Raw genomic sequence first — 21685 nt, 5'->3', positions numbered from 1 at the left:
TCCTTTCGGGGTTTCGGCCGCGCGCTGATCAGATGTCGAGGACCTGGGATGCCGGGTTCTCCAGCGCATCAGCGACGGTCCGGTAGACCTTCGCTGGAACAAGATCACGCAATTCCCCCGGCGAGTCCACGATGTCGACGGTGAAGTCGCCGTATCCATCCTTACCCAACTGAAGGAATTCCCGCCACCCCCCAAATCCTTTGAGCCATTCGGCCATCAGCGAGAGATCCGACCGATCGGAACCTTTCCGGACGGTCAGGTACTCGTCCTTCCGCTCCTCCGCGACCGTCCTGGTGGCACGCGCGAAGTCGGTCCAGTCGAGGAAGTGCCGGTGGACGACCAGCTTGCCCTTGCGACTCAGGAAGACCTGGACCGATTCGCTCCCCTCCCCGGTGACCTTGCGACCGTCGGCCAGCGGGCGGCCGACGAAGCGCTGGGTGCGGCCGCCGCCGGGGCCGACGCGGAGGGTGATCTCACGCATGCCCTCGGGCTGCGGATCCGGGACCAGGTCGGTGGCGGGCTTGTCCATTTCGAGGGCCATGAGACGCTCCGAATCATTCGTAGATGCTTATATGGGCATGCGTGTACGACACGACACCCCGGATCTCACATCCGGTGCGCCGCTATCGATCTCAGCGGTTCCCGACGGCGGAACGCCGTCTTACGTCACTATAAGTAGACGTATACGTATAGAGCAACCCTGAGTCGACCCTGAGATTTCTCCAGGTCGACCCCTGAAACGGTCAGCGACCGCGCCGCTTACCCGGCTTCCGCGCGGCCCCCTGCTTCGACTTGGCCGCGGCCGCGGGCTTTTTCGCGGGGGCGGGCTTGCGCTTCGGCGCGGACTGCTGCTTGGCCTGCTTGTCCGGCTGCTGCCCCGACGGCAACCGGGAACTGCGCTGGGAGCGGCCGCGGACCACACCGACGAACTCCTCCACCAGCTCGGTGGTGGCGGCGGCCGGCCAGGCCAGCGCGATCTCGGTCTCGGCCACATCGGTGACCGTGCGATAGACCAGATCCTTGCGGTGGTGCAGGCGGGCGATCGAATGCGGGACGATGGCGGCGCCGCTCACCGCGGCCACCAGTTCCATGGTCATGGCCGCGTCGTCCAGGTCGGCGGCGTCCTGCATGCGCTCGTCGGCCAGATCCGCGGTGGCGACCTGATCGAAGAGGGCGATCGGGTGGTCCTTGGGGACCACGACCACCGGGACCTCGCGGTAGAGCGGGATCGCGCTCATGCCGTCGCGGTCGATGGGCAGGCGCACGAAGCACATGTCGACCGCGTCCGTGCGCAATGCCGTCTCCTGCTCCTTCATCGGAACCGGGATCAAGTCGAGGGCGACCTCGGGGAAACGCTCGCCCCAGATGCGCTCCCACTTGGTGACGGTCACGCCCGGGACGAAACCGACGCGCAGGCGATCCACCGCCTCCGGCGCGGCGACCGGTTCCGGTGGGGCGGCCGCGATCAGCGCCCGGGCCTGCTCCAGCACGGCGCGACCGTCCTCGCTCAACTGGGTCGGCTGCGCGCCCGGCACGAACAGCTTGATCTCGAGCTCTTCCTCCAGCTCGATGACCGTGCCGCTCAAACGCTGCCGGGAAATGCCCAGGCCACGCGCCGCCCGGGCGAAGTGCAATTCCTCGGCAACCGCGACGAACCAGCGCAGACGCGTGACGTCGATGGACTCCAACCGGCCCTGACCTGTCATGGGGTCCAGGTTATTGCACCGGCCAGCGGGTTCTCCCCACCCGCCCGATACGCTGGACCGGTGAGCCCGGACAAGAACACCCAGACCATGAAGCCGCTGACCGCGGCGAACAAACTCGGCATCTACCTCCCGGCTACCCCGGAGGAGTTCCAGAGCTCACCCATCACCCGCGCCCAGCTCGAGGAACTGCGCGCCAACCCGCCGCAGTGGCTGACCGACCTGTACGCCAACGGCCCGTTCCCGCGCGACGTGGTGGCCCGGAAACTCGGCATCTCCAACTCCGGCCTGGGCCGCGCGGGGGTGTCCGACGCACTCACCGCCGAGGAGATCACCGCCCTCCTCGCCGATCCGCCGGAATGGCTGGTCCGCGAACGCGAGAACCTGGTGGCCGTCCGCAAGGAAGCCGAACGGGTCAAGGAGAAGGACGCCGCGCGCCGCGCCGCCAGCAACCGTCCGCCCAAGAACCTCTTCGGCCCCAAGTAGGGATTCACCCCGGCCGAACGCTCGTCCTCGGCCAGCAGCGCGCCGAACAAGGTCGAGGCCGGGGCCGGGACCTGGAGCGCGCGAATCATGGTGCTCAGCACCGGGTTCCGCTTCCGCGGCATGGCCGAGGACTCCCCGTGGCCGGGTGCGGCGGGCTCGGTCGGTTCCGCGGTCTGGTCCCGGGACCGGGAGATCACGTCGACGGCCAGCTTGCCCAGGGTGCCCGAGGTGACGGCCAGATCGGCGATCGGGCGCGGCCGGAGCGGCCTCGGCAAGATGGCGCTGGGTGAGCACGACCGCGTGCAACCCGCGCAGTCGCTCCCTGGTGCTGAGTTCCAGTTCCTGGAAGCCGCCGGGGCCCTCGCGCATATCCACCACGGTTGCCGCGATTTCGCGGACCCGCACCTATTCGGCGTATCGATCACGGGTGCGTTCGAAGGCCCAGCGCAGATAATGGCCATAGAAGGCGCGTGGCGGATAGGTGTCGGGGGAAATCCGCACGGCCACACCGAAGGCGGTGGTGGGCAGGCACGCGAAATTGCCGATCTTGGCCAGGAAGTTCGACCACTCGGAATGGATGGGCCCCGGTCGACCGGACCCGCCATCTCGATGGTGCCGTCGGTGGATATCGTGACCTGCTCGGCGACGGTGTTCACGAGCAGGTGTGACGACTGGTCGGTCCGCCAGGCCGAGCCGGTGCCGACCCGATTCGAGTCGATGACCACCAGCTCGACACCGGCGTCGATACCTAATTGGCGTGCATTGGCGCAAACACGTTCGAAAACATTCAGACCTCAAGGACCGACCCAACGATGGCGATCCGTAAAACATTGTCGAGCATGCAGACTCACCGATCGCGCTCGATTAGCCGTATTCGAATCCGGATACGCCGCCGAGGCTAGCAGTGGGTGGAACAGGCCCTCGAGAATAATCGGTGCGGAACGTCTGCTCAGCCGGAATTGTCAACAGCGCCGGAATTCTCAGCAGTAGTAGCAGACGCCATTGGCCGGGAGCTCGGTGAAACAGTTGACACACACGGCCTTGCGCGCCTCCGGCTCCGGCTTTGCCACCGGCGCCGCGGCCGCCGCGGTGACCCGGCGCGGCGCGCCGCCATTGCGCGGAATCAGCGGCGGAATACCACCGTCGGTCGGAATGTCCGCGCCGTAGGCGGCGTAGCACTGCCACCGGGCGTAGGCGGCATGCACCTCGAGATCGGCGGGAATCGGCAGATGCGCCAGCTCCAACACGTACTTGTAGCTGTCGCTGACCTTGTGATTCTGCTTGACGCACAGGGCGGTCAGCGGCGGTTCGCCGGCATTGTGGCAGCGCCGCGCGACCTTGCGCAGGATGGCGTCCATCCAGGTGCGGGTCGGCGCGTCGGTGCGAATGCCCGACATCTCCTGAACACGCTCGGCCAGTTCGTTCACTGTGACGAAATGTCCGTAGCCGGAAGCACATTCGGCCAGTACCTCGTGGGCGGCCAGGGACCAGGCCACGGCCGCGTCGCGGAAAGTCACCGCGGTCCGGTCGTCGATCCGCCAAGCCCCGGAAGTTGTTGTCGCAGCATCCCTCATAGCTCGTACACGCTAACGCTTCTGCCGGGCGACACGCCAATTCCATTTGGACATATGGGGTTTCAGTTTGGTCACACTCGTCCAGGTTTGGCATTACCGGCCAGTACCCGGACAAAAAGAAAGGAACCGCTTCCCGAATGGCAAGCGGTTCCCGCACTCTCCCTCCGAAAACACACCGGTCCGCTTCCCCACGGGGAAGCGGACCGGTGATCAATGACTTGGTTCAAGTCATGGAGCAGGCTACTTGGCCTTCTCCAGCACCTCGACCAGACGCCACCGCTTGGTGGCGGACAGCGGACGGGTCTCCATCAGCTGCACGCGGTCGCCGACACCGGCGATCTCGTTCTCGTCGTGGGCCTTCACCTTCGAGGTGGTGCGGATGATCTTGCCGTAAAGCGAGTGCTTCACGCGATCTTCCAGCTCGACCACGATGGTCTTGTTCATCTTGTCGGAGACGACGTAGCCGATGCGCGTCTTGCGCTGGCCCCGCTCCTCCTGGGTGGCCGGCGTCTTGGCCGGGCCCTTGGCGTCGCTCATGCGGCGTCTCCCTTGCCTTCAGGACCGGAGGCCAGGCCGAGCTCGCGCTCACGCATGACCGTGTAGATGCGCGCGATCTCGTGGCGGACCACGCGCAGGCGGCGGTTGTTCTGCAACTGACCGGTCGCCATCTGGAAGCGCAGGTTGAACAGCTCTTCCTTGGACTCGCGCAGCTTGGCGACGAGCGCCTCATTGTCGAGCTCGCGGAGCTCTGCAGTCGGGTTGGCGGTAGCCATCAGAACTGCTCCTCCCTGGTCACGATCCGGCACTTCATCGGGAGCTTGTGCATCGCGCGGCGCAGGGCCTCACGAGCGATCTCCTCGGTCGGGTACGACAGCTCGAACATGACGCGTCCGGGCTTGACGTTCGCGATCCACCACTCCGGCGAACCCTTACCGGAACCCATGCGGGTTTCGGCCGGCTTCTTGGTGAGCGGGCGGTCCGGGTAGATGTTGATCCAGACCTTGCCGCCACGCTTGATGTGGCGGGTCATCGCGATACGAGCCGACTCGATCTGACGGTTGGTGACGTAGGCCGGCTCGAGAGCCTGGATGCCGTACTCACCGAACGTCACCGCGGTGCCGCCCTTCGCCATGCCGGAACGGCCGGGGTGGTGCTGCTTACGGTGCTTGACCTTGCGGGGCATCAACATAGGTCAGCCCTCCTGATTCTCTGCCGGAGCCTCCGCCACAGCGGTGGCGGCGCGGCCGGCCTCAGTGCTGGTCGCGGTGGTGCCCTGGGCACCGCTGCGACGGGGGCGGCTCGGACGCTCGCGACGCGGGCGGTCGTCACGATCGCGGCCGGACGGGGCCACAGCGGTGACCTCGCGCTTGCCGCCGACGATGTCGCCCTTGTAGATCCAGACCTTCACGCCGATACGGCCGAAGGTGGTCTTCGCTTCGTACAGGCCGTAGTCGATGTCGGCGCGCAGCGTGTGCAGCGGCACGCGACCCTCACGGTAGAACTCCGAGCGCGACATTTCCGCGCCGCCGAGACGGCCGGAGCACTGCACACGGATGCCCTTGACGTTCGGCGAACGCATGGCCGACTGGATGGCCTTGCGCATCGCGCGACGGAACGCCACACGGTTGGACAGCTGCTCGGCAACACCCTGAGCAACCAGCTGAGCGTCCGACTCGGGGTTCTTGACCTCGAGGATGTTCAGCTGAACCTGCTTCTTGGTGAGCTTCTCCAGCTCGGCGCGAATGCGGTCGGCCTCGGCGCCACGACGGCCGATCACGATGCCCGGGCGCGCGGTGTGGATGTCCACACGCACGCGGTCACGGGTGCGCTCGATCTCGACCTTCGAGATGCCGGCCCGCTCCATGCCGGTGGCGAGGAGCTTGCGGATCGCGACGTCTTCCTTCACGTAGTCCGCGTACTGCTTGTCCGCGTACCAACGCGACTTCCAGTCGGTGGTGATACCGAGGCGGAAGCCATGGGGATTGATCTTCTGTCCCATTTACTTTGCCCCTCCCTTCCGGCGGCTACGAGTGGCAGCGCCGGCGGTGGGCACGCTCTCGACCTCGATGGTGATGTGGCTGGTGCGCTTGCGGATCCGGAACGCGCGGCCCTGGGCACGCGGCTGGAAACGCTTCATGGTCGCGCCCTCGTCGACGAACGCGGTCGAGATGACGAGGGTGGCCGGGTTGAGGCCGAGGTTGTTCTCGGCGTTGGCCGCCGCCGAGGCGACAACCTTCGCAACCGGCTCGCTCGCGGCCTGCGGCGCGAACTTCAGGATGTTCAGCGCGTCCTGCACGCTACGGCCACGGACCAGGTCCACGACGCGACGCGCCTTCATCGGCGTCACGCGAACGTGCTTGGCGGTCGCGCGCGCGGTCGGGTTCTGAGTTTCAGTGCTCATCGCCGCTTGCTCTTCCGATCTTCCTTGACGTGGCTCTTGAACGTGCGGGTCGGCGCGAATTCACCGAGCTTGTGTCCAACCATGTTCTCCGACACGAACACCGGCACGTGCTTGCGGCCGTCGTGGACCGAGAACGTGTGGCCGATGAAATCGGGGATGATGGTGGAACGACGCGACCAGGTCTTGATGACCTGCTTCGTGCCCTTCTCGTTCTGGACGTCCACCTTCTTGAGGAGGTGTTCGTCGACGAACGGGCCCTTCTTCAGGCTGCGTGGCATGTCTAACCTCCTCCTTAACGCTTCTTGCCGCGGCGGCGGACGATGAGCTTGTCGCTGGGACGGTTGGGCTTACGGGTACGGCCCTCGGGCTTGCCCCACGGGGAGACCGGGTGGCGACCACCGGAGGTCTTACCCTCACCACCACCGTGCGGGTGGTCGACCGGGTTCATGACCACACCACGGACGGTCGGGCGAACGCCCTTCCACCGCATACGGCCGGCCTTACCCCAGTTGATGTTCGACTGCTCGGCGTTGCCGACCTCGCCGATGGTGGCGCGGCAGCGCACATCGACGCGACGGATCTCACCGGAGGGCATACGCAGGACGGCGTAGGCGCCTTCCTTACCCAGCAGCTGGATGGACATGCCCGCGGCACGAGCCAGCTTGGCGCCACCACCCGGACGCAGCTCCACGGCGTGAACCGTGGTACCGGTCGGGATCGAGCGCAGCGGCAGGTTGTTGCCGGGCTTGATGTCGGCGCCGGGACCCGACTCGATCTTCGTGCCCTGGGCGATGCCCTTGGGCGCGATGATGTAGCGCTTCTCGCCGTCGGCGAAGTGCAGCAGCGCGATGTTGGCGGTGCGGTTCGGGTCGTACTCGATGTGAGCGACCTTGGCCGGGATGCCGTCCTTGTCCAGGCGACGGAAGTCGATCAGACGGTAGGCGCGCTTGTGACCGCCACCCTTGTGACGGGTGGTGATGCGACCCTGCGCGTTACGGCCACCGGTCTTGGTGAGCGGACGCAGCAGCGACTTCTCGGGGGTCGAGCGGGTGATCTCGGCGAAGTCCGAGACCGAGGCACCGCGGCGGCCCGGGGTTGTCGGCTTGTACTTACGAATTGCCATGAGTTCTTCTGCCTTTCTGAAGTCCCCGCCGCTTACGCGACCGGGCCTCCGAAGATCTCGATGGGCTTGCTGTCGGCCGAGATGGTGACGAGCGCGCGCTTGGTGCTCTTACGCGTGCCGTAACCGAAGCGGGTCCGCTTGCGCTTGCCCTGACGGTTGGCGGTGTTGACGCTGGTCACCTTGACGCCGAAAACCTTCTCGACAGCAATCTTGATCTGCGTCTTGTTCGAATCCGGGTGCACGATGAAGGTGTAGGTGCCCTCTTCGATCAGTCCGTAGGACTTCTCGGAGATCACCGGCGCCAGCAGAATGTCGCGCGGGTCGGCGATGGTGGTCACTTGCTCTCCTCCTGTGCAGCTTCGGCGGGGCCGTGCACGAAGGCGTTGAGCGCCTCGACCGAGAACACGATTTCGTCGCTCTTGAGAACGTCGTAGGTGTTCAGCTGGTCGGGGGCGATCGGGTGCACGCCCTGCAGGTTCGCCACGCTCTTCCACGTGGTGACATCCTCACGGCCGACGACGACCAGGATGTTCTTCCGCTCCGACAGCTCGGCGAGGAAGGACTTGGCCGCCTTGGTCGACGGGGTCTGACCCGCCACCAGCTCGGTGATCACGTGGATGCGCTCGTTGCGAGCCCGGTCCGACAGAGCGCCACGCAGCGCGGCGACCTTCATCTTCTTGGGCAGACGCTGGGTGTAGTCACGCGGCTGCGGGCCGTGGACGGTGCCACCGCCGGCGAACTGCGGCGCACGGGTCGAACCCTGGCGCGCACGGCCGGTGCCCTTCTGGCGGTACGGCTTCTTGCCACCACCGCGGACCATGCCGCGGGTCTTGGTGGCGTGCGTGCCCTGGCGAGCCGCGGCCTGCTGGGCCACGACGACCTGGTGCATCAACGCGATGTTCGCGGTCACGTCGAAGATCTCCGCGGGGAGCTCGACGGTGCCCTCGGTCTTGCCGCCAGCGGCCTTGACCGTGAGCGTCAGGTTGGTCTTGGTCTCGGTGCTCATGCCCGGGCACCACCCTTCACTGCACTCTTGACGATCACGATGCCGCCGGTGCGGCCCGGGATCGCGCCCTTGATCAGCAGCAGGCCGTTCTCGGCGTCCACCTTGTGGACCGAGAGGTTCTGCGTGGTGACGCGGTCGTTACCCATACGGCCCGACATGCGCATGCCCTTGAAGACACGGCCCGGGGTGGAGCAACCACCGATGGAACCCGGACGACGGTGCACGGCCTGCGCACCGTGCGAGGCACCCTGACCACGGAAGCCGTGGCGCTTCATGGTGCCCGCGAAGCCCTTGCCCTTGGAGGTGCCGGTCACGTCGACGTAGCTGCCCTCTTCGAAGGCGTCCGCGTTGATCTCCTGGCCGACCTCGAAGGCGGCGACGTCGGCGACGCGCAGCTCGGCGATGTGGCGGCGAGGGGTGACACCGGCCTTGGAGAACTGACCGGAGACCGGCTTGTTCACCTTGCGGGGGTCGATGGCGCCGTACGCGACCTGGATGGCGGCGTAGCCGTCGCGCTCCTGGGTACGGATCTGGGTAACGACGTTCGGGCCCGCCTTGACGACGGTCACGGGAACGACGCGGTTCTTCTCGTCGAAGACCTGGGTCATGCCGAGCTTGGTGCCCAGGATGCCCGCGGCCGGACGGCTCTTGTTGTCAGTCATATTCGAAGTCCCCGTCACTGAATGTTGACGTCGACGCTGGCCGGCAGGTCGATACGCATCAGGGCGTCAACCGTCTTCGGCGTCGGGTCGAGGATGTCGATAAGCCGCTTGTGCGTACGCATCTCGAAGTGCTCGCGCGAGTCCTTGTACTTGTGCGGCGACCGGATGACGCAGTAGATGTTCTTCTCGGTGGGCAACGGCACCGGGCCGACCACACGGGCACCGGTACGGGTCACCGTCTCGACGATCTTGCGCGCGGACGCGTCGATCGCCTCATGGTCGTAGGCCTTGAGCCTGATGCGGATCTTCTGTCCCGCCACGCTGAGTGTCCTTTTCTCCGCTTGCGTTGTGGCCCAGGAGCTTTCACTCCCGAACCACCCTCATTTGCACTGCCGAACACACGAAGACGCATCAGCCACCACACGACCTAGGCCCTCGGGCCCGATCCATCGCCGCTGTTCATCTGTCATGGTTCATCCGGTCCACGCGGTCGGGCGTGTCGCTCCGCCGCTCATTCCTCGGCCCCGGACCAAAATCCTTACAAGCCTCGGAACATTGTTCCGGACGCACCCACGCCGCAAATCAGCGGGGTGCAAAATTGGGTCTTGCTCACCCACCACCAGCGCCGATCCAACGGAAAAGACGCAACCCGGTGTGGGCAACCCGAACAGTATGCCTCGAGCCCCCGCCCCACTTCAAATCGCCCCCTCCCCCACCCCCGAGCCAATGGCCCTGGTCACACCCGGTCGAGCCCCCCGGCCCGGCCCGCGTGCCGGCCGGTGCGGAATTCGGTTCGCGCACCGGCCATTTCACCCTCAGTTGTCGTGCATGTGGCGCAGGTAATAGTCCCAGCCGCCGAGATCCTGGAGCAACAGGAAGTTGCCGCCGCGGAACCGGGCGGGGTCGACCAGGTACAGGCCGACCTGCCCGCCCGGTACATCGGCGGCCTCGCCGATGACCTGGGTCATGTTGCCGTGCGGGCGGCCGTCGACCACCAGGTCGGAGTAGTACGGGTCGGGGGCGATCATATTGTGACCGCCGTTGATCTGGGTGATGGCCGCCGGGATCCAGGTGTTGGACAGGGCCACGGTCTCATCGTGGGTCAGGTCCACGCCGAGGATGATGCCCTCACCCGGGTTGCTGTACGGCGTGAAGGCGGCGGCCGAGCCGGCGGACGCGGTGGCGGCGGCCGCCCCCGCGAGTGCGATGCCGACAGTGGCCACCGCGGTGCGAATACGCATGATGTCGAGAACTCCTATATTTCCCCGATAGCCGGTCCGGGGTGGTACCGGCTCCCAGCCGCGCTCGTGGCGCAGCCTTCCCAGATAACTAGCAACCGGCTGGTTTCGCGCGGCCAGGCAACCTGCCGACCGATCCGATGACCTATACGACACGGCACTTCCATGGAACTTACTTTTGAGTAAGATACGGGTCATGGGTAAAGAGACCGCTACGTATCGCGGGTGGAAGAAGCTTCCGGACAACCGGATCGGGCACACGCTGTTCTCGCTCGGGATGGTGGCCCGGGTGCCGTACTTCGGCACCGTGCTGCCGAGCGTGGTACGGCTGGAACCGGGGCTGTGCGAGGTGACCGCGCCCAAGTGGTTCGGCATCCACAATCACCTGGGGACCTTCCACGCCATCGCGGCGTGCAACCTGGCCGAGGTGGCGATGGGGATGCTGTCGGAGGCCACCGTGCCCGACACCCACCGCTGGATTCCCAAGGCCATGAACGTGCAGTACCTGGCCAAGGCCAACTCGGGCCTGCGGGCGGTCGCGCAGCTGGACGAGGTGCCCGATTTCGCGCAGATCACCGAGGGGCGCGAACTCGTGGTGCCGGTGTCGATCTACGACCGGTCCGGGCTCGAGGTCGTGCACGCCGACATCACCACCTGGGTGACGCCCAAGTAATCGGGTGCGCGAAGTCGGGACCGACCTGGCGTGCACGGGTCCCGGCTGTTTGAATGCGGGTATGAGTGGCCGGGAGGTCGGCAGGGCCGCCGACGTGTGTGTGGTGGGGCTCGGTCCCACGGGGCGGGCATTGGCGCACCGCGCCATGGTGGCGGGCCTGCGGGTGGTCGCGGTGGATCCGCGGCCGACGCGGCTGTGGGCCCCGACCTTCTCCTGCTGGGTGGACGAACTGCCGCACTGGCTGGGGCACAGCGCCATCGCCAGCCGGATCGAGGCGCCCGCGGTGTGGACCACCACCGAGCACCGCATTCCGCGGCCCTACTGCGTGCTGTCCAAGCAGGGCCTGTTCGACGCGCTCCCGCTCGACGACGCCACCGTGATCACCGGTCGCGCCCGCACCGTGGAGGCGCACCGGGTGGAGCTTGCCGACGGCACCGAGGTGCGCGCGGCCACCGTCTTCGACACCCGCGGCCAGGCCACGCCGGGCGCGCGCCGCACGGCCAGCGCGCACGGCATCTTCGTGGACGAGGACATCGCCGCGCCCTTGGTCACCGCCGGTGAAGGGCTGCTGCTGGATTGGCGCGACGAGAACGGCGCGGGCCCGGACGAGCCGCCGTCGTTCCTGTACTCGGTGCCACTCGGCGACGGCACGGTCATCTTCGAGGAGACCAGCCTGGGCCTGCGCGGCGGCATGCCGCAGCACGAATTGCGGCGGCGCACCCTGAATCGGCTGGCGGCGCACGGGATTCGGCTGCGCGGCGACGAGCCGACCGAGGCCGCCCACTATCCGCTCGACGAACTGCCGCCGAAAGCCGGTCGTGGCGCGGTGATTCCGTTCGGTTCGCGCGGCGGCATGATGCATCCGATCACCGGGTACTGCGTGGCGGATTCGCTGGCGCTGGTCGACACCGCGCTGGACGCGGTGCAGCGCGGCACCGATCCGATCGAGGCGCTGTGGCCGTGGCAGGCGCGGCTGGTCTATTGGATGCGCATGCGCGGCGTGTACGGGCTGGGGCGGCTCACCACCGCGCAGTCCATCGCCATGTTCGAGGCGTTCTTCACCCGGCCGCCGCGGCAGCAGCGCGCCCTGCTGTCGGCGCACGACGACTACTCGGCGCTGGGGACGGCGTTGTTCATGACGGTCGCGACCACCTGGCCGTTCACGTGGCGGTACGACCTGGTCGGCTGGACCAATCGAAACCGCTGGGTCGGTTGGGATTACGGGCGGGCCCGCACACTGGACGATCTGCTGCTGCCCCCGGACAGCCTGCTGCCCGGGGACGACACGCCCTGAGGCCGCGGCAGCCACGACGCGGGCTCGCGCGCCTCAGACCCAGTTCTCGATCCAGTACTTCCACACCACCCCGGCGTAGGCGGCCAGCGGCGGGACCTTGATATCGGTCCCGGCGAGAGCGGCCGCGGCATTGTGGGAGTCGAAGCGGCAGGCGAACTCGCAGTCCTCGATGACCTCCATCGGGATGCCGATCTGACGCAGCGCCCACCCCATGCCGGGCACCCGCAGCGTGACGTCGAGGGTCTGCTTGGGCATCACCTCGATCAGGTGCGGGGCGCCGGCCTCGTCGGCGAAGAGGTTGAAGGCCTCGGCGACGCTCTGCTCGCGCGGGTCCACCAGGTGGTAGGTGTCCGGCCCGTCGCCGTTTCGGTGCGCGATGTGGTCGAGCGCGCGGACCACGAAATCGACCGGCACCATATTGGTTTCGCCGAGCTGGGGCGCCACCACGGGCAGGATGCGCGGCAGTTGCGCGGCCATGCGCAGCAGCCGGAAGAAGTAGTAGGGGCCGTCGATGCGGTCGATCTCGCCGGTGCGGGAGTGGCCGATCACAATGGCGGGGCGGTAGATCCGCCAGGGCACCGCGGTCTGGTCGCGCACCTCCTGTTCGGCGCGCAACATGGCGCGCTGGTGAGGGGTGGGCAGTAGCTGGCCGACGTCGGTCATGTCCTCGGTGAACACGCCCTCCCAGGCCCCGGCCACGCGCATGGTCGAAACATGGTGCAGTCGTCCCGCTTCCAGCGCGCCCGCGAGTTCGGCCACCCGGAGGGTGCCGCCGCCCGCGCCGGTGGCGTCGAACCCGGCGGCCAGGTGGAAGACGTGGTCGATCGAACCGCGGTGCGCGGCAATCCAGCTCGCGTCGACACCGAGGCCGGGCGCGGCGAGGTCGCCGCGGACCGGGTGGACCCGGTCGCGGTCGCCCCAGTCGCGTAGGCAGCGGTTGTAGCGCAGCACCGAGTCCTCGCCCGGCCGCACCAGGACGTGAACGTCCGCGCCGCGCTTCAGCAGTTCGGGTACGAGAAACCGACCGATGAACCCAGTTGCCCCGGTCACCAGGTATGACATGGGGGCCACCTTAACGTGACGCACGCCACTGGAACCCTGAGGGTCACACCCGGGGGGAACCGGTCGGGCGTGTCCGCCCGACCGGTTCCCGGCGTGTCTAGGCTCCGGTCTCGGCCGCGCGCCGGTACCCGCGGATGGCGGGGTAGGCGAACACCACGATCATGCCGATCGCCCAGGCGGCGGTCTTCCACAGCGGGGTCGCGATGGGCCCGTCGTAGGACAGGCCGCGCATGGCGTCGATGGCCGTACTCATCGGCTGGTTCTCGACCGTCTTCTGCAACCACACCGGGTAGGCGAAGACCGGCACGAACCCGGAGTTGAAGAACATCAGCAGCGTGTTGATGATGCCCACCAGCGACACCAGCATGACGCCTTCGGTGAGGGTGGCCAGCGCCGTCACCAGCACCGCGAATCCGAGTGCGAACAGCACCGGAATCGCCAGCATGGCAATCGAAGCCGCGGGCCCGTACCAGAACCGGAAGCCCAGCGCGACGCCCACCGCGAGCACGAACAGCGAGGTGATCACCACGCGAATGGCCTCGGCCATCAGTCGCCCGGTGAGCCCGGCGGCGCGGTGGATGGGCATGGTGTAGAACCGCCCGAGCAGACCGGTCGCCTTCTCCACCTTGAAGCCGAGCGCGCTCACCACCGATCCGGACATGGCCGCGACCAGCATGACCATCGGCACGGTGCCGTAGATGCTGGGCATGCCGGTGGCCATGGTGATCGAGTCACCGAGCACGATCCGGAACATGATCAGCGTGGCCGCCGGGTAGACCAAGGTCTGAATGGTGGTGGCGGGGTCGCGCATCCAGCCGATGAGCATGCGCTTGCACTGGATCACGCTCTGCTGCGCCCACACCGAGAGCGCGCGCTCCGAGCGGGGCTTCACCACGGGCAGCGGCTCATGCCCCGCCCACGAATCGAGTTGGGTCACCGGGTCCCCGGATTTGTCGACGGCCGTCTCGGCCGTGGTCGCCGTGCTCATGACCGCCTCACGCTCGCCCAGACCGCCAGCGGCAGGAAGACGACCAGCAGGCCGCCCAGCCACACCAGCGGCACCCACAACACATTCCAGGTCACCCCGTGCTGAGCCATGTCGCGCAGTGCGAAGGAGAACTGCGAGATGGGCTGGTTGCGCACGAACGGCCGCACCCAGACGGGGAATCCGTTCTCCGGCACGAAGCCGCAGGACAGCATGCCGAAGATGAGGGTCGGCAGGGTCAGGGCCTGGCTCAGCGATTCGGGGCTCTTGGTCAGCGACCCGAGCCCGTCGGCGCCGATGGCCAGGATGGTGCCGACGGCGAGGGAGAACCCGCAGAACAGCGCGGCTTGACCCCAGCCGGCGACGAAGTGGAATCCGATCAGATGTCCCCAGCCCAGCGCCGCGATCAGCGAGACCACCGAGCGCACGAAGCCCGCGGACAATCGCGACACCAGCGGCACCATCTTGCCGATGGGCATGGTCTGCATGCGGGTGTTGAGTCCGGTCATGGCTTCGAACGCGGCCAGCTGCGCGTTGGACATCATGGTGAAGGACATGGTCTGCAGCACGATGATCGGCATGACGAACTGGGCGTAGTCGATGCCCTGGAACTTCATCACGTAGCGCAGCGGCAGGTAGAAGCCGAGGGTGAAGACCAGCGGCACGATGACCGCGATGAGCATCTCGCCCTTGGTGAACATCACCCAGACCACGCGCCCGGTCAGGGCCCGCCACTGCGCGAAGCTGTTGGGCCGGGCCGGGGGTACCCCGGCGAAGAGATCGGCGGCGTTCGCCGCGAGCGCGGTCACGCGGCGCCTTCCGCGCCGACGGTCTCCTTGGTGCCGGAGTGCCCGGTGAGGGTGAGGAAGACGTCGTCGAGCGAGGGGCGGCGCAGGCCGATGTCGGCGAGCTTGACGGCCGCGCTGTCGAGCCGGCGCAGCGCCTCGGAGAGGGTGGCCGCGCCCTCGGGGGCGGGGATGGACAGCCGGTCGCCGGAGAGTTCGGCGCGGACCGCGGCGGGCACCAGGTCGCCGAGGGCGTCGGCGACCTTGGTCAGCTGGGTCGGGTCGAGTGGCACGACCTCGCAGTAGCTGCCGCCGGTCTTCTCCTTGAGGGCGTCGGCGGTGCCTTCGGCGATGACCGTGCCCTTGTCGATGACGATGATGTTGTCGCTGAGCACGTCGGCCTCTTCGAGGTACTGCGTGGTCAGCAGGACGGTGATGCCCTGGGTCTTGAGCGCGGTGACGAGGTCCCAGACGCCCTGGCGCGAGCGGGGATCCAGACCGGTGGTGGGTTCGTCGAGGAACACCACCTCGGGCCGGACCACGAGGCCGCAGGCGATGTCGACGCGGCGGCGCATACCGCCGGAGTAGTGCCGGACCGCGCGGCGGCCGGCGCCGGTGAGGTCGAATTCCTCGAGCAGGTTGTCGGCGCGCTGCCGGGCGGCCTTGCGGGGCAGGCCCATGAGGCGGCCGAAGAGTTCGAGGTTCTCGCGTCCCGAGAGGTTTTCGTCGAGGGCGGCGTACTGGCCGGTCATCATGATGGACCGGCGCACGGCGGCCGGATCGGTGCGGACGTCGTGCCCGGCGATGCGGGCGACGCCGGAGTCCGGGCGCAGCAGGGTGGACAGGATCTTGACCGTGGTGGTCTTGCCCGCCCCGTTGGGGCCGAGGATACCGAGGACTTGGCCGCGGGCGGCGGTGAAGCTGACCCCTTGCAGCGCGTGCACATCGCCGAAGGACTTGCGAATGTCTTCGACGAAAACGGCCGGATCGTCGGCTGCTACGGGTTCCGGTCTGTCCAAGCTGGGCATCAACTCTCCACTATCGGCTGGTCGGGCTGAACGATGTCGCCCCGGGGCGGCGGGTCCCCACATCGCGCGGGGGCGGTAGTTACCGCCCGCCGGGATGATCCACACCGCCGGCCGTGATGTTACCGGCGTGCCGCGCGGGAGGCCGTTTCTTTGCCGAAGCAGCGAATTTCAAACTGTGCCCTTGGTCACAAATCGAGGGCCGGCCGAATAGCCGCTGATCCAGGCGCAGACCGGGCGGTATGCGGCGATTTCGCTACCTTGTCGCATCTGCGCCTCGAACCATAGTCTGGCCTTGGCGGGGAGAGACATTCACAGGCCACGAGAGGTTGACCATGGCCGAGTCGGCGCAGCCGGCAGCAGGACGCGCCGGCGCGCGCAGATCCAAGGTACTCACGTCCTATGACCCCAGAACCGGGGAAGTCGTGGGCGAATACGCAGGCATGGGGGCGGGCGAACTGACCCGCACCGTGCGCTCCGCCCGCAGCGCCGAACAATGGTGGGCGGCACTGGGATTCGATGCCCGCAAACGCTGGCTGCTGGACTGGAAACGCAGCCTCGCCCGCGGCACCCGCGACCTGGTGGAACTGATCAGCCGCGAGACCGGCAAGCCGCGCATCGACGCGGCCATCGAGGTCACCCTGGCCGTCGAGCACCTGGATTGGGTTGCGCGACATGCCGAACGGACACTGGGCCGCACCACCCGGCTGGGCGCCACACTGCGCCGCGAACCGACCGGCACCATCGGCTACCTGCCGCTGGGTGTGGTCGGCGTGCTGGGGCCTTGGCACAATCCCGTTCTCACCCCGATGAATTCGATCGCCAGCGCGATGGCGTCGGGCAACGCGGTGGTGTTCAAGCCCAGTGAACTCACGCCCGGCGTGGGCGCGTGGCTGGCCGACACCTGGAATCACCTGGCCCCGAATCAGCCGGTGCTGCAAGTGGTCACCGGCGACAGCGGCACCGCCGCCGCCCTGTGCCGCGCACCGGTGGACAAGCTCGCCTACGCCGGGTCGGGCGCGGGGGCGCGCGAGGTGGCCGCGCTGGCCGCCGAGGCGTCCACTCCCCTGGTCATCGAGCCGGGCGGGCGTGGGTCGATGGTGGTCCAGGTCGACGCCAAGCTCGACAGCGCCGCGGCCGCCGCGGTGTACGGCGCCATGGCCAATTCGGGCCAGCAGCCCGCCGGGGTGCAGTGCGTGTACGTGGCCGACTCGGTGTACGAGCCGTTCCTGGAGCTGGTCGCCGATCAGGCCCGGCGGTTGCGGCCCGGCGCGGACCGGCGCGCCTCCTACGGGCCGATGATCGTGGACGCCCAGATCGACGTGGTGCGCCGCCAGGTGCGCGACGCGGTGACCCGGGGCGCGCGGCTGGTGGTCGGGAGCCTGGAATCGATCCGCGAGCCCTACATCGAGCCGATCGTGCTGACCGAGGTGCCGGAGAACAGCGCCGCGGTGACCGGCGAGCCCGTGGGGCCGGTGCTGGTGGTGAATCGGGTGGCCACGATGGACGAGGCCGCCGATCGCGTGAACGCGGATCGGAAGCCGCGCACGGTCTCGGTGTTCACCCGCGACGTCCGCTCGGTCCCGGAGTTCGCCGCCCGGCTGCGCAGTGAGCTGATCACGGTGAACACGGCCCCGGTGTACGGCGTGAACGGTCCCGGACGGATCCGGGATCCGCGCACGCTGCGGGAGTTCACGCGGCCGCAGACGATCACCGAGAAGCACCCGCCGGACCAGATCACCTCGGGCACGTTCGAGAAGCATCCGCGCCGGTTGCGGGTGGCGCGGGCGCTGTTCCGGATGCGGCACCGGGTCTGAGGATTCGGGAGGGCCTGCCGCCGAGGCCGATTCGGCGGTGGGCCCGACCTGTTCGCCGGACCTATTCGGCGGCGGGTGCGCCCAGCAGCACCGCGCGCATGAGCGCGCTCACCCGGGCCAGGTTCTCCGGCCGTCCGTCGAATCGGATGCGCCGACCCACGTCGATGACCTGGGCGATGGCGGCGTGCACCCGGAAGCGGGCCTCGACCTGGTCGCCGTCGAGCAGGTTCGCCCATTCCAGGACGTTCTGCCGCTGCACGGACCGCAGCCGATGCTGTTCGGAGGCGGGCAGATTGGAGAATTCGGAGAAGTAGACCGGCAGGATCTCCGGCATGGCGAAGGTCATGCGGGCGAAGCGGTCCGCGATCCGCACGGCGGCGTCCGAGCGGCTGGTGGCCTCGGCGAGGGCCTCGTTGTTGGCGATGGCGACGCGTTCGCCGGTGCGGTGGAAGGCGGCGGCGAGCAGGTCGGCCTTGCTGGCGAAGTAGCGGTAGACGCTGGAGGCGTTGATGCCCGCGGCCGCGCCGATCTCCTCGATGCTGGCCTCGTGGTAGCCCTGCCGTCCGAAGATGCGGATGGCCTCGGTGAGCAGCTGCTCGCGCTTGGAGATGACGGGCAGGCCGCGCACCAGCGGCTCGCCGGTGGCCGGGGCGGGCGCGGGCGGCAGGTCGGCGCGCAGGATGTCCCAGCAGATCTCGGTGAGCAGGTTGACCAGCCGGGTGGTGGACAGCGCGGTGCGGTGCGCGGTGATGGATCCGATGGCACTGAGCAGGGCGGCGGCCCGCAGCTGGGTGTCGGCCGGATCGGCGTCGGGGTAGAGCGCGGCGATGGCGGCGGCGACGGTGTCGTGCAGTTCGGTGTAGATGACCCGGATGCGGGCGCGGTCCTCGCGTTCCAGGTAGCGGCGTTCCCACCGGTACAGGCCGCCCTCGCGGCGCACGTCGATGGTGTACTCGGCGATTCCGCGGATCAGCGCGGTGAGTCGTGGTTCCGGTTCCAGGTCGGGATTGTCGGCGGCCTTGGCGGCGTCGAGCAATTGCTGCGCGCCCATTTCGGCGGCGGCGACCAGCAGGGCGTACTTGTTGCGGAAGTGGCGGTAGAGGGCGGGGCCGGAAATGCCGACCTCGGCCGCGATCTCGTCGACGCCGACCGGGTGGTAGCCGCGTTCGGCGAAGGCTCGCGCCGCTACTCGTACGATTTGCGCCTTGCGGTTCTTGGGGCGACGGCGGGGGCCGGATTCCCCGTCGGGAGTACCGGCCGGTCGCCCGGTAGCGAGGGCGGCCTCGCTGCGATCGGCGACCATACAGTTTCTCCTTCTCGATGACACCGGCTGTTGACAGTGCCGGACGAACGCTCCTAAGTTAACCACAATTCGCAAAGCCGAACACACAGCCTGCGGCCAGGCCGCAGATATATCTGGGGAGCGCCCGATGACCACGAGCACGCCGGGGTACACCGCGATCAAGGACGGGCGCATCCTGCGCATCACCATCACCAATCCCAAACGCAAGAACGCGCTCAGCTACGACACCATGGCGGGCCTGGGCGACGCCGTGCTGGCGGCCTCGGCGGATCCGGCGGTCCGGGTCATCGTGCTGACCGGTGAGGGCGGCGACTTCTGCACCGGCGCCGACCTGTCCTCCGCCCCGGAGGAGAAGGCCCGCGGCATCACGCCCGAGATGACCATGGACGTGGCCAACCGGATGATCCGCGCCATCGTGGACGCGCCGATCCCGGTCGTCGCCCGGGTCAAGGGCGCGGCCGCCGGGGTGGGCGTGGCGTTCGCGCTGGCCGCCGATCTCGCCTACGCCGCCGAGGACTCCTACCTGCTGCTGGCCTTCATCAATATCGGCCTGATGCCCGACGGCGGGGCGGCGGCGCTGGTGGCAGCGGCGGCCGGGCGGCCGCTGGCCGCCGAGATGGCGCTGCTGGGCGAGCGGCTCCCGGCCCGAAAGGCCCTGGAGCACAGTCTGATCGCGGGCGTGTACTCCGACGAGGAACTGGACGCCAAGGTGGAGGCGGTGATCGCCAAGCTGGCGCACGGCCCACGCCGGGCGCTGGAGCTCACCAAGCGCGCCCTCAACGCGGCGGCGCTGACCTCGCTCGAGGCCGCGCTGGCCGCCGAGAAGACGGGCCAGTGCGAACTGCTGGGCTCTGGCGATTTCGCCGAGGGCGCGGCGGCCATGCTGCAGAAGCGCACGGCCGTCTTCGCCGAGTAGCGCCCGGCGTCAGCCCTTTCCGGTGGCCGTCAGGTAGATCAGCACCACGTTGAGCGTGGTGATGATGGCGGCCACCAGCCAGGCCAACCCGGTGGTGACGCGGTGATTGACGTTCTCCCCCATGAGTTCCGGGTCGCTGGTGAACCGGACCAGCGGGATGAGCGCGAACGGGATCCCGAACGACAGCACCACCTGCGAGATGATCAGCGCCCGCGTGGGATCGATGCCGACCGCGAGCACCACCAGGGCGGGGATCAGCGTGATCACGCGGCGCACCACCAGCGGGACGTGCCGGTGCAGCAGACCCTGCATGATCATCGCGCCCGCGTAGGCCCCGACGGAGGTGGACGCCAGCCCGGAGGCGAGCAGGCCGACCGCGAGCAGCAGTCCCGCGACGGGACCGAGCACGTCCTGCACCGCGGCGTGCGCGCCCTCGATGGTGTCGACGCCCTCGCGGCCGCGCAGGGTCTTGGCGGCCATGAGCAGCATGGCCAGGTTCACGGTGCCCGCGAGCAGCATGGCCAGGGCGACGTCGTAGCGGGTGATGCGCAGCAGGCGATTTCGAGCCGCGCCGACCTCGGGGTGCCCGTGCCGGTCACGGGCCATGCCGGAGTGCAGGTAGACCACGTGCGGCATGACGGTCGCGCCGATCATGGCGGCGGCCAGCAGCACGCTGCCGGAGTCGGCGAAGCGGGGCACCAGGCCGCCGACGGTGCCGGACGCGGAGGGCGGTGAGATGACCACGGAGGCAAGGAATCCGATGGCGATGATGCCGAGCAGTCCGGTGATGACGCGTTCGAAGGGCCGCTGCCCGCGATGGTTCTGGATGAGCAGCAGGATCATCGATACGAAGCCGGTGATGATGCCGCCGACCATGAGCGGCAGTCCGAACAGCAGGTTGAGCGCGATGGCGCCGCCGACGACCTCGGCGAGATCGGTTGCCACCGCGACGGTCTCGGCCTGGGCCCAATAGCTGAGCCGCACCCAGCGACCGGCCTTGGCGCGCACCACTTCCGGGAGGGAGCGGCCGGTCACCAGGCCGAGTTTCGCGGACAGGAACTGCACCAGCCCGGCCATGATGTTGGCCATCACCACGACCCAGACGAGCAGATAGCCGTATTCGGCGCCGGCGCTGATATTGGAGGCGACATTGCCGGGATCGACATAGGCGATCGCGGCGACGAAGGCGGGGCCCAGCAGCACACTGGCCGACCGCGCTCGCTGGAACGGGGTGCTGCTCTTATCGGCCACGCTGGTACTCACAAGATGAGTTTACGGGTTCCCGAACTTTTTGTTTAGCCCTTCCGTGCACCCTGTGACCACAGCCATAACGGCGAACGGCCCGGCACCTTCCGGTGCCGGGCCGTATCACGTTGTGCGCGTGGGTCTCTAGATGCCGAGACCCTGGGCGAGCAGCGGCCACGACGCGATGAACTCGTCGTTCCAGTAGCCCCACGAGTGGGTACCGGTCGGCCGGAAGTTGTAGGTGGCCGGGATGCCCAGCGAGTTCAGCTTGTTCGCGAGGTTGTGGCTGCACAAGTTGGTGCCCGCCTCGATGACGCCACCGATGATCATCTGGTTGGCCAGGCCGTAGGAGCCGGGCAGCGCGTAGGCGCCGTTGAGGGTGTCGTA

General features: G+C 68.1%; 27 protein-coding genes and 3 pseudogenes. 5 read left to right on the top strand and 25 right to left on the bottom strand.

Annotation, left to right across the window (positions count from 1 at the left end):
• Nucleotides 1-28 precede the first annotated feature (28 nt).
• Together ACFYTS_RS33110 and ACFYTS_RS33105 are read right to left on the bottom strand one after the other, a co-directional pair.
• A complete protein-coding gene (locus tag ACFYTS_RS33110) occupies nt 29-541 on the bottom strand; it encodes an EXLDI protein (protein WP_357285081.1) in 513 nt (170 codons plus the stop codon).
• Nucleotides 542-743: 202 nt separating this feature from the next.
• On the bottom strand, nt 744-1706 hold the full coding sequence (locus tag ACFYTS_RS33105; RefSeq protein WP_387309286.1) for a LysR family transcriptional regulator: 963 nt from the start codon (nt 1704-1706) through the stop codon (nt 744-746).
• 60 nt (nt 1707-1766) lie between these two features.
• Here ACFYTS_RS33105 and ACFYTS_RS33100 point away from each other — a divergent pair, with 60 nt between their 5' ends.
• Nucleotides 1767-2189, top strand: a complete 423-nt coding sequence (locus tag ACFYTS_RS33100) for a DUF5997 family protein (protein ID WP_357285076.1) — start codon at nt 1767-1769, stop codon at nt 2187-2189.
• 8 nt (nt 2190-2197) lie between these two features.
• Here the strand turns inward: ACFYTS_RS33100 and ACFYTS_RS33095 are convergent.
• From ACFYTS_RS33095 to ACFYTS_RS33020, 16 genes and pseudogenes are all read right to left on the bottom strand, one after another.
• Nucleotides 2198-2440 (bottom strand): annotated as a pseudogene (locus ACFYTS_RS33095) (3-carboxy-cis,cis-muconate cycloisomerase); the annotation flags it as partial.
• A gap of 154 nt (nt 2441-2594) precedes the next feature.
• A complete protein-coding gene (locus ACFYTS_RS33090) occupies nt 2595-2690 on the bottom strand; it encodes an FAD/NAD(P)-binding protein (protein WP_387309285.1) in 96 nt (31 codons plus the stop codon).
• Nucleotides 2691-2863: 173 nt separating this feature from the next.
• Nucleotides 2864-2935 (bottom strand): annotated as a pseudogene (locus tag ACFYTS_RS33085) (hypothetical protein); the annotation flags it as partial.
• A gap of 234 nt (nt 2936-3169) precedes the next feature.
• Entirely contained in the window at nt 3170-3763 is a 594-nt protein-coding gene (locus ACFYTS_RS33080) for a hypothetical protein (RefSeq protein ID WP_379276771.1), read from the bottom strand.
• Between the two features lie 240 nt (nt 3764-4003).
• Nucleotides 4004-4300 (bottom strand): 30S ribosomal protein S17, encoded by a 297-nt coding sequence (gene rpsQ / locus ACFYTS_RS33075; protein WP_357285070.1) that lies wholly within the window; start codon nt 4298-4300, stop codon nt 4004-4006.
• Complete coding sequence (gene rpmC, locus ACFYTS_RS33070; RefSeq protein ID WP_040804215.1) at nt 4297-4536, bottom strand: 50S ribosomal protein L29; 240 nt, start codon at nt 4534-4536, stop codon at nt 4297-4299. The genes rpsQ and rpmC overlap by 4 nt, the downstream gene beginning before the upstream one ends.
• Nucleotides 4536-4952: a 50S ribosomal protein L16 gene (gene rplP / locus ACFYTS_RS33065; RefSeq protein ID WP_213558068.1), complete on the bottom strand. Its 417-nt coding sequence runs from the start codon at nt 4950-4952 to the stop codon at nt 4536-4538. The genes rpmC and rplP overlap by 1 nt, the downstream gene beginning before the upstream one ends.
• 3 nt (nt 4953-4955) lie before the next feature.
• A complete protein-coding gene (rpsC, locus tag ACFYTS_RS33060) occupies nt 4956-5762 on the bottom strand; it encodes a 30S ribosomal protein S3 (protein WP_033091021.1) in 807 nt (268 codons plus the stop codon).
• A complete protein-coding gene (rplV, locus tag ACFYTS_RS33055; protein ID WP_213558069.1) occupies nt 5763-6164 on the bottom strand; it encodes a 50S ribosomal protein L22 in 402 nt (133 codons plus the stop codon).
• The gene (rpsS, locus tag ACFYTS_RS33050) at nt 6161-6442 is read right to left on the bottom strand and encodes a 30S ribosomal protein S19 (protein WP_019931198.1); all 282 of its coding nucleotides are present in this window, start codon (nt 6440-6442) and stop codon (nt 6161-6163) included. Before rpsS ends, rplV begins: the two co-directional genes overlap by 4 nt.
• A 14-nt stretch (nt 6443-6456) precedes the next feature.
• Entirely contained in the window at nt 6457-7287 is an 831-nt protein-coding gene (gene rplB / locus ACFYTS_RS33045; RefSeq protein WP_067712165.1) for a 50S ribosomal protein L2, read from the bottom strand.
• Nucleotides 7288-7319: 32 nt separating this feature from the next.
• A complete protein-coding gene (rplW, locus tag ACFYTS_RS33040) occupies nt 7320-7625 on the bottom strand; it encodes a 50S ribosomal protein L23 (RefSeq protein ID WP_067712168.1) in 306 nt (101 codons plus the stop codon).
• Nucleotides 7622-8293: a 50S ribosomal protein L4 gene (rplD, locus tag ACFYTS_RS33035; protein WP_357089175.1), complete on the bottom strand. Its 672-nt coding sequence runs from the start codon at nt 8291-8293 to the stop codon at nt 7622-7624. Before rplD ends, rplW begins: the two co-directional genes overlap by 4 nt.
• Complete coding sequence (gene rplC, locus ACFYTS_RS33030; RefSeq protein WP_357285067.1) at nt 8290-8955, bottom strand: 50S ribosomal protein L3; 666 nt, start codon at nt 8953-8955, stop codon at nt 8290-8292. Before rplC ends, rplD begins: the two co-directional genes overlap by 4 nt.
• 14 nt (nt 8956-8969) lie before the next feature.
• Complete coding sequence (gene rpsJ / locus ACFYTS_RS33025; protein WP_040804197.1) at nt 8970-9275, bottom strand: 30S ribosomal protein S10; 306 nt, start codon at nt 9273-9275, stop codon at nt 8970-8972.
• Nucleotides 9276-9770: 495 nt separating this feature from the next.
• Nucleotides 9771-10196 (bottom strand): hypothetical protein, encoded by a 426-nt coding sequence (locus ACFYTS_RS33020; RefSeq protein ID WP_357285064.1) that lies wholly within the window; start codon nt 10194-10196, stop codon nt 9771-9773.
• Nucleotides 10197-10389: 193 nt separating this feature from the next.
• On the opposite strand from ACFYTS_RS33020, the gene ACFYTS_RS33015 reads away from it, so the two are divergent.
• Together ACFYTS_RS33015 and ACFYTS_RS33010 are read left to right on the top strand one after the other, a co-directional pair.
• Entirely contained in the window at nt 10390-10866 is a 477-nt protein-coding gene (locus ACFYTS_RS33015) for a hotdog fold domain-containing protein (protein ID WP_357285062.1), read from the top strand.
• Nucleotides 10867-10927: 61 nt separating this feature from the next.
• The gene (locus tag ACFYTS_RS33010) at nt 10928-12160 is read left to right on the top strand and encodes a lycopene cyclase family protein (RefSeq protein WP_387309284.1); all 1233 of its coding nucleotides are present in this window, start codon (nt 10928-10930) and stop codon (nt 12158-12160) included.
• 33 nt (nt 12161-12193) lie between these two features.
• Here ACFYTS_RS33010 and ACFYTS_RS33005 read toward each other — a convergent pair whose 3' ends face one another.
• The 4 genes from ACFYTS_RS33005 to ACFYTS_RS32990 form a co-directional block, all read right to left on the bottom strand.
• A complete protein-coding gene (locus ACFYTS_RS33005) occupies nt 12194-13222 on the bottom strand; it encodes an SDR family oxidoreductase (protein WP_387309283.1) in 1029 nt (342 codons plus the stop codon).
• A 97-nt stretch (nt 13223-13319) separates the two neighbouring features.
• A complete protein-coding gene (locus tag ACFYTS_RS33000; RefSeq protein WP_357285054.1) occupies nt 13320-14210 on the bottom strand; it encodes an ABC transporter permease in 891 nt (296 codons plus the stop codon).
• On the bottom strand, nt 14207-15016 hold the full coding sequence (locus ACFYTS_RS32995; protein ID WP_387309282.1) for an ABC transporter permease: 810 nt from the start codon (nt 15014-15016) through the stop codon (nt 14207-14209). The genes ACFYTS_RS33000 and ACFYTS_RS32995 overlap by 4 nt, the downstream gene beginning before the upstream one ends.
• Entirely contained in the window at nt 15013-16020 is a 1008-nt protein-coding gene (locus ACFYTS_RS32990; RefSeq protein WP_357285051.1) for an ATP-binding cassette domain-containing protein, read from the bottom strand. Before ACFYTS_RS32990 ends, ACFYTS_RS32995 begins: the two co-directional genes overlap by 4 nt.
• 332 nt (nt 16021-16352) lie before the next feature.
• Here ACFYTS_RS32990 and ACFYTS_RS32985 point away from each other — a divergent pair, with 332 nt between their 5' ends.
• Nucleotides 16353-17834: an aldehyde dehydrogenase family protein gene (locus tag ACFYTS_RS32985; RefSeq protein WP_357285048.1), complete on the top strand. Its 1482-nt coding sequence runs from the start codon at nt 16353-16355 to the stop codon at nt 17832-17834.
• 61 nt (nt 17835-17895) lie between these two features.
• Here the strand turns inward: ACFYTS_RS32985 and ACFYTS_RS32980 are convergent, their stop codons facing one another.
• Complete coding sequence (locus ACFYTS_RS32980) at nt 17896-19137, bottom strand: TetR family transcriptional regulator (RefSeq protein WP_357285044.1); 1242 nt, start codon at nt 19135-19137, stop codon at nt 17896-17898.
• Nucleotides 19138-19264: 127 nt separating this feature from the next.
• Here ACFYTS_RS32980 and ACFYTS_RS32975 point away from each other — a divergent pair, with 127 nt between their 5' ends.
• A complete protein-coding gene (locus ACFYTS_RS32975; RefSeq protein ID WP_387309281.1) occupies nt 19265-20053 on the top strand; it encodes an enoyl-CoA hydratase-related protein in 789 nt (262 codons plus the stop codon).
• A gap of 9 nt (nt 20054-20062) precedes the next feature.
• On the opposite strand, the gene ACFYTS_RS32970 is transcribed toward ACFYTS_RS32975, so the two are convergent.
• Together ACFYTS_RS32970 and ACFYTS_RS32965 are read right to left on the bottom strand one after the other, a co-directional pair.
• Nucleotides 20063-21316, bottom strand: coding sequence for an Nramp family divalent metal transporter (locus ACFYTS_RS32970; RefSeq protein WP_387309280.1), 1254 nt, complete (start codon nt 21314-21316; stop codon nt 20063-20065).
• Between the two features lie 126 nt (nt 21317-21442).
• Nucleotides 21443-21685: pseudogene (locus ACFYTS_RS32965) on the bottom strand (esterase family protein); the annotation flags it as partial.

Origin of the sequence: Nocardia sp. NPDC004151, from assembly GCF_042874235.1 — a bacterium.
GTDB lineage: Bacteria > Actinomycetota > Actinomycetes > Mycobacteriales > Mycobacteriaceae > Nocardia.
This window is presented reverse-complemented; position numbering and strand designations above follow the sequence as displayed.

Excerpts from the sequence above, each read along its gene's own strand:
- ACFYTS_RS33105 (WP_387309286.1), bottom strand. The coding sequence starts at position 1,706 with ATGACAGGTCAGGGCCGGTTGGAGTCCATCGACGTCACGCGTCTGCGC.
- ACFYTS_RS33080 (WP_379276771.1), bottom strand. The coding sequence starts at position 3,763 with ATGAGGGATGCTGCGACAACAACTTCCGGGGCTTGGCGGATCGACGAC.
- ACFYTS_RS33020 (WP_357285064.1), bottom strand. The coding sequence starts at position 10,196 with ATGCGTATTCGCACCGCGGTGGCCACTGTCGGCATCGCACTCGCGGGG.
- ACFYTS_RS32985 (WP_357285048.1), top strand. The coding sequence starts at position 16,353 with ATGGCCGAGTCGGCGCAGCCGGCAGCAGGACGCGCCGGCGCGCGCAGA.
- ACFYTS_RS33000 (WP_357285054.1), bottom strand. The coding sequence starts at position 14,210 with ATGAGCACGGCGACCACGGCCGAGACGGCCGTCGACAAATCCGGGGAC.
- ACFYTS_RS33010 (WP_387309284.1), top strand. The coding sequence starts at position 10,928 with ATGAGTGGCCGGGAGGTCGGCAGGGCCGCCGACGTGTGTGTGGTGGGG.
- ACFYTS_RS33110 (WP_357285081.1), bottom strand. The coding sequence starts at position 541 with ATGGCCCTCGAAATGGACAAGCCCGCCACCGACCTGGTCCCGGATCCG.
- ACFYTS_RS32975 (WP_387309281.1), top strand. The coding sequence starts at position 19,265 with ATGACCACGAGCACGCCGGGGTACACCGCGATCAAGGACGGGCGCATC.
- rplV (WP_213558069.1), bottom strand. The coding sequence starts at position 6,164 with ATGAGCACTGAAACTCAGAACCCGACCGCGCGCGCGACCGCCAAGCAC.
- rplP (WP_213558068.1), bottom strand. The coding sequence starts at position 4,952 with ATGTTGATGCCCCGCAAGGTCAAGCACCGTAAGCAGCACCACCCCGGC.
- rpsS (WP_019931198.1), bottom strand. The coding sequence starts at position 6,442 with ATGCCACGCAGCCTGAAGAAGGGCCCGTTCGTCGACGAACACCTCCTC.
- ACFYTS_RS33005 (WP_387309283.1), bottom strand. The coding sequence starts at position 13,222 with ATGTCATACCTGGTGACCGGGGCAACTGGGTTCATCGGTCGGTTTCTC.
- rplC (WP_357285067.1), bottom strand. The coding sequence starts at position 8,955 with ATGACTGACAACAAGAGCCGTCCGGCCGCGGGCATCCTGGGCACCAAG.
- rpsQ (WP_357285070.1), bottom strand. The coding sequence starts at position 4,300 with ATGAGCGACGCCAAGGGCCCGGCCAAGACGCCGGCCACCCAGGAGGAG.
- ACFYTS_RS33015 (WP_357285062.1), top strand. The coding sequence starts at position 10,390 with ATGGGTAAAGAGACCGCTACGTATCGCGGGTGGAAGAAGCTTCCGGAC.
- ACFYTS_RS32990 (WP_357285051.1), bottom strand. The coding sequence starts at position 16,020 with ATGCCCAGCTTGGACAGACCGGAACCCGTAGCAGCCGACGATCCGGCC.
- rpmC (WP_040804215.1), bottom strand. The coding sequence starts at position 4,536 with ATGGCTACCGCCAACCCGACTGCAGAGCTCCGCGAGCTCGACAATGAG.
- ACFYTS_RS32980 (WP_357285044.1), bottom strand. The coding sequence starts at position 19,137 with ATGGTCGCCGATCGCAGCGAGGCCGCCCTCGCTACCGGGCGACCGGCC.
- rpsC (WP_033091021.1), bottom strand. The coding sequence starts at position 5,762 with ATGGGACAGAAGATCAATCCCCATGGCTTCCGCCTCGGTATCACCACC.
- rplD (WP_357089175.1), bottom strand. The coding sequence starts at position 8,293 with ATGAGCACCGAGACCAAGACCAACCTGACGCTCACGGTCAAGGCCGCT.
- rplB (WP_067712165.1), bottom strand. The coding sequence starts at position 7,287 with ATGGCAATTCGTAAGTACAAGCCGACAACCCCGGGCCGCCGCGGTGCC.